Consider the following 12,048-nt stretch of genomic DNA (forward strand, 5'->3'; position numbering starts at 1 on the left):
AGCGCCGCTGCCGCGGGACGGCCCGCCGCGACGCTTCGCGCCTGCGGCCGGCGCGGAACGCGCGCTCCCCGGCAGGGGCCCGGCCCCCTGCCGAAGGCGAAGCCGCAGCGGCTCGCCGCGGGCTGTGCCCGCCGGGCACCGCGACGGCTGAGCCCGTCGCGGCAGCGACCAGGCAGCGACCAGGCGACTACGCCGAGCGGCCCTCGATTCTGGCCAGCGCGTCGTCCGCGCCATAGGGCTGGAGATACGGCAGCCACCGCGGGTCGCGGTGGCCGGTTCCGATGATCCGCCAGGCCAGGCCCGACGGCGGTCCTGGCTGATGGCGTAGCCGCCAGCCGAGCTCGGCCACGTGACGGTCGGCCTTGATGTGGTTGCAGCTGCGGCAGGCGGCCACCACGTTGTCCCAGGCGTGCTGACCGCCGCGGCTGCGCGGGATGACGTGGTCGACGCTGGTGGCGACGCCCCCGCAGTAGGCGCAGCGGCCGCCGTCGCGGGCGAACAGTGCGCGTCTGGTGAGGGGGACGGCGCTGCGGTAGGGGACGCGGACGAATCGTTTGAGCCGCACCACGCTGGGCGCGGGGATGGCGTGGGTGGCGCTGCGCATGAGGGCGCCTGTGGACTCCAGGCTGACGGCCTTGTCGTTGAGGAGCAGGATGAGTGCGCGGCGGACTGACACGACGCCGAGTGGTTCGTACGACGCGTTGAGGACCAAGACGTGCGGCACGGACGCCCTCCGTTTCCGTCGGCGGCACGTGGCTCGCGCCGGGACGATCTCCCTCAGTGTGTCCCGTGCACTGCCGGTAGCGCCACCACGATCGGGAAATGAGCCGATTGTGTCGTTTGCCACATGCGCCCCACCGATCCCCCTTCTCCCGGTGGTCGGAGTCGGTCGACGGGGCCTCAGCCGCCCACCTCCGCACCACCGGGGAGCGGGGCGGTGAGGTGGAGTTGGATGGCGGCGCCGACGGACTCGACGAGCGTCTCGTAGTCCATGGAGGCGACCGGTTCCACCCGCAACACGTAGCGGAGCAGGGCGGTGCCGAGGCTCTGGGTGAGCACGAGCCCGGCGCGGGTCTCGAGCTCGGGTTCGTCGGGGAAGGCGCCGCGCAGGGCGGGGACCAGCCGGCCGGCGAAGGTGGCCTGGATGGCCCTGGCGGCCTCCGGATGCGTGGGGGCGGCGCGCAGCACCGCGGCCTCCGCGCTGTTGGCCCCCCGTTCCCACGGGTCGAGCAGCACCCGGGCGAAGTGCCTGCCTATCTCCTCCCTCGGCACCCGGGAGAGATCGGCCGGCTCGCTCTCGGCGCCCACGGTGACGGCGAACAGGCCGGCCTTGTTGCCGTAGTAGCGCATGACCATGGCCGGATCCACGCCGGCCTCGGCGGCTATGGCGCGAATGGTGGCCTTCTCGTAACCCTCCGCCGCGAAGCGGGCACGCGCCGCCTCCAGGATGGCCAGCCTGGCCGCCGCCGACCGCGGCCCGAACCGGCGCCCGACGGGCGGCGGCCCCACCCCCGGCGCACCGGAGGACCCACCGGCGGACTCGCCCAACACCCCCGGCCCAGCGGCCTCCTGGGCTTCCTCGCTGTGCTGCATGTCGCCAGGCTAACCAGGGACACTGACACCGTGTGACCACACGGGGGGAGAATCGCGACGAACGTGGACCGTGCCACACAAAGCTCATCGCGTGCTCCCGCCACGTCCCCGTCTTGTTTACCGTGGACCGGTGACCGGCCCGGCGCGCGCCGGGCACCCGGTACCCCCACCCCCCGACATCGGATGAGCGAGACATGAGCGACAACTGGGAGAGCTGGCTGGCCGCGGGACTGCGGATCCTGCTGATCGTGGCGATCGCGATGACCACGCGGTGGATCGTGCGGCGCGCCGTGACCCGGCTGATCGCCAGGCTCAACCGCGAGGACCCGGAGAACCGCCGGCTGGGCCGCGGCGGGCTGCGGCTCAACTCGGAGCGGCGCCGGCAGCGCTCCGAGGCGATCGGCTCCGTGCTGCGCAGCGCCGCGTCGATGCTGATCATGGGCACCGCGGGCCTGATGGTGCTCTCCGAGCTCGGCGTGCAGCTCGGCCCGCTGATGGCCAGCGCCGGTGTCGCCGGCGTGGCCATCGGCTTCGGGGCGCGCAGCCTGGTGCAGGACGTGATCAGCGGGATGTTCATGCTGCTCGAGGACCAGTACGGGGTCGGCGACTCCATCGACGTGGGCGAGGCCACCGGCACGGTGCTGGAGATCGGCCTGCGGGTGACGACGCTGCGCGGCGCCTCCGGCGAGGTCTGGTACGTGCGGAACGGCGAGATCAAGCGGGTGGGCAACCTGAGCCAGGGCTGGTCTACGGCGCTGGTGGACGTGGAGGTGCCGGCGGACGCGGACATCGAGGGGCTGCGGAAGCTGATCGCCGAGGTGGGCGCCGAGCTGTCCCGCACCGAGCCGTGGCACGAGCTGCTGTGGGAGCCGGTGGAGTACCTCGGGGTCGAGTCGGTCTCGGCCGAGTCGATGCTGGTCAAGGTCGCCGCGAAGACGCAGCCCGGGCGGGCGACGGACGTGGAGCGGGAGCTGCGGTGGCGCATCAAGCGGGCGCTGGACGCCGCGGGCGTCGTCAACCGCGAGCCCGTTCCGCTGCCGCTCGGCGCGCAGGGTGGGCCGAGCGGCGCGGTCGCCGCGGCCGAGCCGGCCGCGGCCGAGTAGCCCGGCGCGGCCGAGTAGTCGGAGCGGGGCGGCGGCCGGTCAGGCCCGGCGCGGCCAGGGGCGGTCCTCGGCGCGCTCCACGGTGGTGTTGTAGCGGACCAGCGCGGCCGCGAACGCGGCCAGCTCCTCCCGGGTCCACCCCTCCAGGGTGGTGCCGAGGCAGTCGACCATGGCCTCCCGGTCGACCCGCAGCCGGCGCGCGCCCTCGGCGGTGATGCGGAGCTTGCGGGCCACGCCGCCCTCCGGGTCGGGGATGCGCTCGAGCAACCGGGTGCGCAGCATGGCGGCGGTCTGCCGGTTGAGGGTCGAGGCGTCGAGGCAGAAGGCGTCGGCCAGTTGCCCGATGGTCATCGGGCCCTCGCTCTCGATCCGGCTCAGCACGATGTACGCGCTGCGCTCCAGGCGGTCGCCCGAGTAAAACTTCCGGAAAGTCCCCATCGTCGCGTGCCGGCGCAGCAGCATCAACTCGCGCTCGATGTCCTCGATCTCCGTGCGCCTTTCGCGCTCTGCCCGCACTTCCGACGCCTCCTCACCACTCGCCAGGCCGGGTTGGCGCAGCCTCTCGCATATGTACTCTACATACGGTGTGCATCATGCACATAGCCGCCTCGCGTGCGGTTTCAGCCCTGAGCCCTGGAGCGGAGACCCCATTGAGTACCCCCTCGCCCGTGCCGCGCGCCGGAGTCGTCGTCGCCGTGCTGTCGGGCGCCGGAATCACCGCCTCGCTGATGCAGGCGCTCATCGTGCCGCTCATACCCGAACTGCCCGCGCTCCTCGGCACCTCGGCGTCCAACGCCTCCTGGGCGATCACCGCGACGCTGCTCGCCGCCGCCGTGGCCACCCCCGTCGTCGGCCGCCTCGGCGACCTGTACGGCAAGCGCCGGATGCTGCTGGTCAGCCTCGGCCTGCTGATCGCCGGCTCGGTGGTCGCCGCGCTCGCCGACACGCTCGCCCCGATGGTCGCCGGCCGGGCCCTCCAGGGCGCCAGTATGGGCATCATCCCGCTCGGCATCAGCGTGATGCGGGACGTGCTGCCGGCCGACCGGCTCGGCGCCTCGATCGCGCTGATGAGCGCCTCGCTGGGGATCGGCGGCGCGCTCGGCCTGCCGGCGGCCGCCGCGGTGGCGCAGAACGCCGACTGGCATGTGCTGTTCTGGGGCTCGGCGGCGCTCGGCGCGCTGGTCACGGTCCTCGTGGTGTTCCTGGTGCCGGAGTCCGAGACCCGGGTGGGCGGCCGGTTCGACGTCGTCGGCGCCGTCGGCCTCTCGGCCGGCCTCGTGGCCCTGCTGCTCCCCGTCTCCAAGGGCGGCGACTGGGGTTGGGGCAGCGCGTCCACGCTCGGCCTGTTCGCGGCGTCCGCGGTGCTGCTCGTGCTGTGGGGCCTCTGGGAGCTGCGGATCGCGTCCCCGCTGGTCGACCTGCGGGCGACGGCCCGCCGCCAGGTGCTCGTCACCAACCTCGCCACCGTCATGGTCGGCCTCGCCATGTTCGCCATGATGCTCGTGCCGGTCCAACTGCTCCAGCTCCCGGAGGAGACGGGTTTCGGCCTCGGTCTCTCCATGGTGGAGGCGGGCCTGTGGCTGGCCCCGACCGGCCTGGTGATGATGCTGGTCTCGCCGCTCTCGGCCCGGCTCTCGGCCGCCCGCGGCCCCAAGGTGTCGCTGCTCGCCGGCACCCTGGTGATGGCCGTCGGCTACCTGGCGGCGTTCGCCCTGACCGGCTCGACCTGGGGCGTGCTGCTCTTCACCTCCGTCGTCAGCGCCGGCGTCGCGCTGGCCTACGCGGCCATGCCGGCGCTCATCATGGGCGCGGTGCCGCGCTCCGAGACGGCGGTGGCCAACGGGCTCAACACCCTGATGCGGTCGATCGGGACGTCCACCTCGAGCGCGGTCGTCGGCGTGGTGCTCGCCCACCAGACCACCCTGCTGGCCACGCCAGCCGGCCCGGTCACCCTGCCGTCCGAGGCCGGCTTCCACACCACCTTCGCCTTCGGCGCCGGGGCCGCGCTGCTGGCGGCGCTCGTCGTGCTGGCCATCCCGGGCCGCGGCCGTGCCGCTGCCGGGGCGTCGGCCGAGCCGGCCGCCGACCGGGTGCCGGCCGCGGTGGCTGAGGGGCGCGCTTCGAGGGAATGATCGCCCCCATGACCACCACCCCCGTGACCATCCGCGGCTACCGGCCGGCCGACCGGGACGCGCTGCACGAGATCTGCATACGCACCGGCTTCCAGGGCGGCGACGCCACCGGGCGCTTCCGGGAGCCGGCGATCCTGCCGACCATCTTCGCCGAGCCGTACGCCGAGTTGGAACCGGAGCTGGTGTTCGTCGCCGACGACGGCGACGGGGTGCTCGGCTACATCGTGGGCACGGCCGACAGCGTCCGCTACTACGCGGACTTCAGGGAGCGGTGGCTGCCGACCCTCGCCGACCGCTTCCCCGCGCTGCCCGCCTCCTCGGCGGGCGAACCGGCCGACCCCGACGAGGACCTGCGGAACCTGCTGCACCACGTCGAGCTGATGCTGGTCCCGGAGATCGCCGCCGAGTACCCGGCCCACCTGCACATCGACCTCCTGCCCCCCGGGCAGGGCCGGGGCCTCGGCCGCCGCCTGATGACCGCCTTCCTCGACACGCTGCGCTCGCGCGGCGTCCCCGGCGTCCACCTCGGCATGAGCCCCGCCAACACCCGCGCCCGCGCCTTCTACGACCGCCTCGGCTTCACCCCCCTCATCGAGGGCGGCGACGCCCCCACGAACTACCTGGGCCTCCACCTCTGACCCTGCGGGGCGGAGCGGAGAGTCCGGGCTGAGGCCACGGGGCGCGGCCGCGCCGCGCTGAGGCGCGGTAGCGCCGGGAGCCGGTGCCCGGCTCGGGCGCCGCCGTGCGGTGCGGTGCGGTGCGGTACACGGTCCCGCCAGCGCCGCGGCCAGGTGGACCGGCAGCAGACCGGACCCGGCCGACCGGCACGGGCCCGGCCGCGAAGCGGCACCGGACAGCGGACCGCGGCCGGCGGCCGGCGGGTGGGCGGCGGCCACGCCGCCCGCCGCACCGCTCGTTGCGGCGCTGCGCGCCGCTACGCGGCGCGCCGTTGCCAGATGTGGAGTTCGGCCAGGCGGCCGCGGTGTTCGCGGGTGAGGGGTTGGTCGGGGGTGAGCTGGTAGCCCGCGGCGCGGGCTACCGCGTTGCTGGCGGCGTTGTCGCGTTCGATGTTGAGCACCGTCCGGTACGCGCCGAGTTCCTGGAGCGCGTACTCCGTCAGCAGGCTCAGCGCGCGCACCGCGAGCCGGTGGCCGCGGTGGGCGCGGCCCACGACGTAGCCGAGCTCGATCGAGAGTCCCGGCGGCCCGGTGTGCACGCCGAAGGCGCCGACCTCGCCGAGCGGCCGGCTGCCGTCGGTCGTGATGGCCAGTTGGATCCTGGTGCCGGTCGCGGCCCGCTCGATCGCCCTGGTCACGTACTCCCGCGCGTCGTCGGGGCCGAACGGCGAGGCGAGCGGCGTCCAGTGAGCGATCTCACCGTCGTCGAACAGTTCGGGGAGCTCCGGTACGTCGGCCTCGGTCCACTGCCGCAGCCGCAGCCCCTGTCCGGTCAAACCCACCGTGGCGGGGAACACGAACTCGGGTCGGTCACTCACGGGTTCCGTCCTTCCGTCGGGAACCGCGCGGCCGCCCGTCGCGTGAGCAGTGGGCAGTACCCGGCGGTTCCGAAGATCGCGATCACGAAACAAGATCCTGGCAGGGGCTGTCTGGTTGCCTCGGGCTGGCGGCATACTTCTCGCCGTGGCCCGTGCCGGAAATCGTGAGGGGGAGGGCCCATAAAGGTGACGCATCCGCCGATCGCTCCGCCGGCACCGTCCGCGCCCCGCCCGTCGTCGGTGTCCACGGCGTCGGCGGCCGCGGTTTCGGCGTCCGCGTCGACGCCCCCCGCCCCCGTGCCGCCGAGCGAGCCGCCGCGCCGCAGGTCGTGGTCGGACGGCGCGGCCCGGCTGCGCGCCGCGACCAGGACCGAGCCAGGCAGGCTGCGGATCATCGGCGTCGTGGTCGGCGGCCTGCTCGCGCTGTTCGGCGCCGGCACGTCCTGGCAGGTCGCGGACCGGTACCAGGCGGCCGACGAGGTACTGGAGAGCAGTCAGCCGCTGAGCGCGGGCGCGGCCGAGATCTACCGGCTGCTGGCGGACGCCAACACCGCGGCCGCCACCGGCTTCCTGGCCGGCGCCGACGAGGACCCGGCGGTGCGGCAGCGATACGAGGAGGACATCGCCAACGCGGCCGGCCGGCTGGCCGACGCGGCCGCCGACAGCTCGGGTTCCGACGCGGCGCAGGAGTACATCACGCTGCTCAACGAGGGGCTGCCGGTCTACACCGGACTGGTCGAGACCGCCCGCGCCAACAACCGTCAGGGGTTGCCGCTCGGCGGCGCGTACCTGCGGTACGCCGACGAACAGATGCAGCAAACCCTGCTGGTGGCCGCCGCCGAGCTCTACGATCTCGAGACCGACAGGTTCCAGCACGACATCGCCGAGGCCCGCGCCTGGCCGTGGCTCGCGGTGGCCGCCGGCGGCCTGGCGCTCGTGGTGCTCGCCTGGGCGCAGCGACGCCACTACCTGCGCACCAACCGGCTGTTGAGCCCGGGACTGATGGCGGCCACGGCGACCGCCACCCTGCTGCTGCTCTGGCTGAGCGGCGCGCACTGGCTGGCGCGCGCCGCGCTGGACGACGCGGACGCCGGCGCGGCGCGTTCGCTCAGCTCCCTCAACGGCGCCTGGACGGAGGCGCTGCGCGCCCGCGGCGACGAGAACATCACCCTCGTGGCGCGCGGCGCGGACGACGCCTCCGAGGAGAGCTTCCAGGCCCGCCTCGAGACGCTGATCGGCCCGGACCCCGAGCGCCCTGGCGGGCTGCTCGGCGACGCCGCCGCGCGGGCGGCCGGCGACTCGGCGGGCGAGGCGCCGATCCAGCGGGCCATCGAGGCGACCGGCGAGTGGGCGGCGCGGCACGCGGTGGGCAGGGAACGCGAGCTCGCGGGCGACTACGACGGCGCGGTGGAGCAGGTGATCGGCGGCCGCGGCTCCACCCGGGAGATGTTCGACCGGGTCAACACGTCGCTCGCCGAGGCCGTCGCGCACGAGCAGGAGCAGTTCGAGGCGGCGGGGCGCCGGGCCAGGGACCGGCTGGCCGGGCTCACGGCCGGCGCGGTCGGCCTGGGGGCGCTCGGCGTCGCCGGCACGGCGCTCGGCGTCGGCCGCCGCCTCTCGGAGTACCGGTGACGACGTTGCGGAAAGCGGAGGCGGAGGTGGAGGTGGCCGAGGTGGCCGAGGTGGCGGACCGCGGATCCCGCGGGCGCGTGACGACGCTGGCCACGGCCGCCGCCGCGCTGCTACTGCTCGCCGTGGGCTGCGCCGCCCCGCCGGGAACCACCGGCCAGGGCCGCCCTGGCGGCGTCGAGCGCCCCGCGGCCGAGTCCCTGGCCGCCGACGACGCGGGCGGCGGCATCGGCCCGCTGGCCGAGCCCGAGCGCTGCGACGGGCAGCGCAACGCCGCCGAGTCGCTGCCGGCCGCCCGGGTCGTCGGCGACGCCGTGGACGCGATCCGGCAGCGCGGCCGGCTGCGCGTCGGCATCGACCTCAACAGCTACCTGTGGGGCTACCGCGAGCCCGGCAGCACCGACATCGTCGGCTTCGACATCGACCTGGTGCAGGCCATCGCCGAGGACCTGCTCGGCCCCGACCCCGAGATCACCTACCTGGCCATCCCCACCGACCAGCGGATCCGCGCGGTGCGCGCCGGGCAGGTCGACATGGTGGTGCGCACCATGTCCATCACCTGCGACCGCTGGCGTGATGTGGCGTTCTCCACCGCCTACTTCGAGACCGGGCAGCAGCTGCTGGTGCCGAGCGACTCGGAGATCACCGGCTTCGACGACTCGCTGGCCGGCACCCGGCTGTGCCGGGCCGACGGCACGACCGCCGAGCGGCTGCTCGAACGGCAGGACCACGGCGCCGAGGTGGTCCGGGTGGCCAACCACCTCGACTGCCTGGTGCGGATCCAACTCGGCCTGGCCGACGCCCTGATGACCGACAGCGCGCTGGCCGCCGGGCACGTGGCGCAGGACCCGTCGATGCGGCTGGTCGGCGAGCCGCTGACCGTGGAGTCCTACGGCGTGGCCATGAACCAGGGCAACCCCGACCTGGTGGGCTGGGTCAACGCCGTGCTCGAGGACTACCGCGCCGGCGGCGTCACCAGCGAGTGGCGGGAGTCGTACGACGAGTGGCTGGCCGACCAACTCTACGACCCGGGGCGCGACGCACCGCCGCTGCCGCCCGAACCGCTCTACCGCGAGTGAGCGGCGGGCGCGGTGAGCGGTACCCGGCTCCCCTTACGGGGAAGGGATGCAGGATCAGGACCGGGCGGGCCACCGAGCCGGCGAGAGACGGAGCTTGAGGCGAAGCCCCAGGCGAACGGGCGAGGGGGGAGAGCGATGGCCCCGGATTCCACCGGGAAGGTGTTGAGCCGGGATGAGGTGGACCGCGCGCTGGCCCGGCTCGGGGCCGAGCACGAGGCGATCGAGTCCTCGCTGCTGGCCCTCCAGGACCACGCGGGCCGCCGGCTGCTCGAGGGGGCCGAGCTGGCCGGCACCACCCGGGAGCGCTGGGCGCGGGCCGAGCGGCTGATCCCGCTGCTGTGGTCGTACTTCGACGTCTGCACCGACGCGCTGCACGCCGCGAGGCAGCTGCGGGCGCGCAGCCGCTACCCGGGCGAGGACGAGCTGCGGCGGCTGAGCGCGCTGCTCGACGGCGCCCATCTGGTGGTGCCAGGCCAGCAGGGCGAGGACGGCCGGCCGGCCGGTCCTGTCGGCTGGCCCGAGCTGGTGGCCAGGGTGAACGCCGGTTACGCCGGCGTGCTGGACATCGTGGCGGCGGCCGACGCCGTCTGGTCGGCGCTGCCGGCCCGGATAGACCTGCTCGCCGCCGAGCTGCGCCGGCTCTCCACGCTGGCGCACTCCGTCGGCGTCCGGCCCGGCGACCACCCGGCGGGCGACGAGCTGCGGCGCGTCACCGAGGAGCTGACGGCGCTGCGGGCCGAGGTGATCGCCGACCCGCTGGCGTTCTGGATCTCGGACGGCGGCAGCAGCGCGCCGGGCGGCGGCCACCCCGACACCGCGCGCTACGACCGCGCGGCGCGCGCCCTCGACGACATCAGGCGCGAGGTGGAGGCCGTGATCGGGGTCCGCAAGGACGCCGAGGAGCGGCTGATCCGGCTGCGCGACGTGCTGTCCAGGGCCGACCGGACGCTGGCCGAGGCCCGGACCGCCCGCGGCGAGGTGCTGGCGAAGATCGCGGCCTCCGAGGTGCCGGCGGTCAGCGGCCCGTCGAGCCTGCTGCACGAGGATCTCGCCGCTGCCGCCGACTACCGGCGGCGCGCCCAGTGGCACCGGCTCTCGCCGCTGCTCGAACGCCTCGAGGTGCGCGCCGATGAGGAGTTGGAGCGGGCCAGGGACTCGCTGTCCGCGGTGACGGTGCCGCTCGCGGTGCGGGCCCAGCTGCGCGGCCTGCTCGACGCCCACCGGGCGCGGGCGGCCAGGTGCGGCAAGGCCGATGAGCCGTTGCTCGTGGAGCGGTACGATGCGGCGCGCCGACTGCTGTGGACGGCGCCGTGCGATCTGCGCGCCGCCGAGCACGCCGTGCTCCGCTACCGGGAGGCGGCCACGGAGGCGCTGATGACGAGGAGCGACTCGTGAGCCTCCCGCCCGACGACCGCGTGTGGCCCTGTCAGCGGCCTGGCTGCCAGGGCGAGTACGAGGACGTCGGCGACGGCGAGCTGTACTGCGGCGACTGCGGTCTCGCGCCCGTGGTCTCGCCGTTCGGCATGCTCGGCGAGAACGCCACCGGGCTCTCCCGCTCGCTCCGCCCGGCCGGCGGCGACGTCGACTCACGGAGCTCCTCGGCCGACTCCCGCGGCTCGGCGCGCTCCCGGTCCTCGCGCCGCTCGGTGCCGGGCCGGCTCTCCCGCTCGCTGAGCGGCGGCCTGCCCCTCGACCCGGTCTCGGTGCGCAGCTCGCGGTCGAGCGCCAGCGGCCCGGCGCGCTCCCGGCTCGGCGCCGGCCTGGTGACGATGCCCGGGGTACCGCGCCCCGACCCGCTGTCCGCGGTGCTCGAACACCCCGAGGTGCCGGAGCGGAAGCGGTTCTGCGGCAACAGCGACTGCGGCGCGCCGGTGGGCCGCCCCCGCGCCGGCCGGCCGGGGCGCACCGAGGGCTTCTGCACCAGGTGCGGCCACCCCTACTCGTTCGTGCCGAAGCTCCAGCCGGGCGACGTGGTGCGCGACCAGTACGACATCGTCGGCTGTCTGGCGCACGGCGGCCTCGGCTGGATCTACCTGGCCATGGACACGGCGGTGGAGAACCGTTGGGTGGTGCTCAAGGGCCTGCTCGACACGGGCGACGAGGACGCGATGGCCGCCGCGATCTCGGAACGGCGCTTCCTGGCCGAGATCGAGCACTCCAGCATCGTCCGGATCTACAACTTCGTGGAGCACCTGGACCGCCGCACCGGCAGCATGGACGGCTACATCGTCATGGAGTACGTCGGCGGCAAGTCCCTCAAGGAGATCGCCAACGAGCGGCGCGCCCCCGACGGCCACCGCGACCCGCTCCCGGTCGAGGTCGCCTGCGCCTACGGCATCGAGGCCCTGGACGCGCTCGGCTACCTGCACAGCCGCAACCTGCTCTACTGCGACTTCAAGGTCGACAACGCGATCCAGCAGGACGACCAGCTGAAGCTCATAGACATGGGCGCGGTCCGGCGGATGGACGACCAGGAGAGCGCGATCTACGGCACGGTCGGCTACCAGGCGCCCGAGGTCGCCGAGATCGGCCCTTCGGTGGCCTCCGACCTGTACTCGGTGGCCCGCACGCTGGCCGTACTGACGTTCGACTTCCAGGGCTACACGACGTTCTACGCGGACAGCCTGCCGGAGCCGGAGAACATCGAGGTCTTCCAGCGCTACGAGTCCTTCTACCGGCTCCTGGTCCGGGCGACCGACCCCGACCCGTGGCGCAGGTTCGGCTCGGCGCAGGAGATGGCGGAGCAGCTGACGGGCGTCCTCCGCGAGGTCGTCGCGGTCAACAGCGGCCAGCCCCGGCCGGCACTCTCCCCGCTCTTCGGCCGCGAACTCGGCGTGATCGACACGGAGTTGGTCCCCCGGGCGGCCGGCGAGGTCTCCCGGCTCGGCGCGAGGCGGCGCTGGCGCGCCGGGTACGACGCGGGCCGGCCACGGCCGTCCGGCGCTGACGCGCCGGACACGGCGCGGAGCGGCCACGGCCGGCCGACGGCCGGCCCGGTCCGGCGCGGGCGCGCCGGG

11 protein-coding genes are annotated in these 12,048 nt (G+C 74.6%); 7 read left to right on the top strand and 4 right to left on the bottom strand.

Annotated elements, in window-relative coordinates; translation table 11 throughout:
• Positions 1 to 187: 187 nt before the first annotated feature.
• Positions 188 to 724, bottom strand: coding sequence for an HNH endonuclease (locus ACYVPE_RS37180; RefSeq protein ID WP_461038254.1), 537 nt, complete (start codon positions 722 to 724; stop codon positions 188 to 190).
• A gap of 176 nt (positions 725 to 900) precedes the next feature.
• Positions 901 to 1,593, bottom strand: a complete 693-nt coding sequence (locus ACYVPE_RS37185; RefSeq protein WP_461038255.1) for a TetR/AcrR family transcriptional regulator — start codon at positions 1,591 to 1,593, stop codon at positions 901 to 903.
• Between the two features lie 194 nt (positions 1,594 to 1,787).
• Between ACYVPE_RS37185 and ACYVPE_RS37190 the strand changes: the two genes are divergently transcribed.
• Entirely contained in the window at positions 1,788 to 2,696 is a 909-nt protein-coding gene (locus ACYVPE_RS37190) for a mechanosensitive ion channel family protein (RefSeq protein WP_461038256.1), read from the top strand.
• Positions 2,697 to 2,735: 39 nt separating this feature from the next.
• Here the strand turns inward: ACYVPE_RS37190 and ACYVPE_RS37195 are convergent, their stop codons facing one another.
• A complete protein-coding gene (locus ACYVPE_RS37195) occupies positions 2,736 to 3,158 on the bottom strand; it encodes a MarR family transcriptional regulator (RefSeq protein WP_461038264.1) in 423 nt (140 codons plus the stop codon).
• Positions 3,159 to 3,364: 206 nt separating this feature from the next.
• On the opposite strand from ACYVPE_RS37195, the gene ACYVPE_RS37200 reads away from it, so the two are divergent.
• The gene (locus ACYVPE_RS37200) at positions 3,365 to 4,828 is read left to right on the top strand and encodes an MFS transporter (RefSeq protein ID WP_461038257.1); all 1,464 of its coding nucleotides are present in this window, start codon (positions 3,365 to 3,367) and stop codon (positions 4,826 to 4,828) included.
• An 8-nt stretch (positions 4,829 to 4,836) separates the two neighbouring features.
• Positions 4,837 to 5,466, top strand: a complete 630-nt coding sequence (locus ACYVPE_RS37205) for a GNAT family N-acetyltransferase (protein WP_461038258.1) — start codon at positions 4,837 to 4,839, stop codon at positions 5,464 to 5,466.
• A gap of 296 nt (positions 5,467 to 5,762) precedes the next feature.
• Here ACYVPE_RS37205 and ACYVPE_RS37210 read toward each other — a convergent pair whose 3' ends face one another.
• Complete coding sequence (locus ACYVPE_RS37210) at positions 5,763 to 6,323, bottom strand: GNAT family N-acetyltransferase (protein ID WP_461038259.1); 561 nt, start codon at positions 6,321 to 6,323, stop codon at positions 5,763 to 5,765.
• 297 nt (positions 6,324 to 6,620) lie between these two features.
• Between ACYVPE_RS37210 and ACYVPE_RS37215 the strand changes: the two genes are divergently transcribed.
• From ACYVPE_RS37215 to ACYVPE_RS37230, 4 genes are all read left to right on the top strand, one after another.
• On the top strand, positions 6,621 to 7,955 hold the full coding sequence (locus ACYVPE_RS37215) for a hypothetical protein (RefSeq protein ID WP_461038260.1): 1,335 nt from the start codon (positions 6,621 to 6,623) through the stop codon (positions 7,953 to 7,955).
• Positions 7,952 to 9,031, top strand: a complete 1,080-nt coding sequence (locus ACYVPE_RS37220) for a glutamate ABC transporter substrate-binding protein (protein WP_461038261.1) — start codon at positions 7,952 to 7,954, stop codon at positions 9,029 to 9,031. Before ACYVPE_RS37215 ends, ACYVPE_RS37220 begins: the two co-directional genes overlap by 4 nt.
• A 135-nt stretch (positions 9,032 to 9,166) precedes the next feature.
• On the top strand, positions 9,167 to 10,426 hold the full coding sequence (locus ACYVPE_RS37225; RefSeq protein ID WP_461038262.1) for a hypothetical protein: 1,260 nt from the start codon (positions 9,167 to 9,169) through the stop codon (positions 10,424 to 10,426).
• Positions 10,423 to 12,048, top strand: a 1,626-nt coding sequence (locus tag ACYVPE_RS37230; protein ID WP_461038263.1) for a serine/threonine protein kinase, incomplete at its 3' end; no start/stop codon positions are given. The genes ACYVPE_RS37225 and ACYVPE_RS37230, both read left to right, overlap by 4 nt.

It is taken from the genome of Streptomyces mayteni, assembly GCF_054783955.1.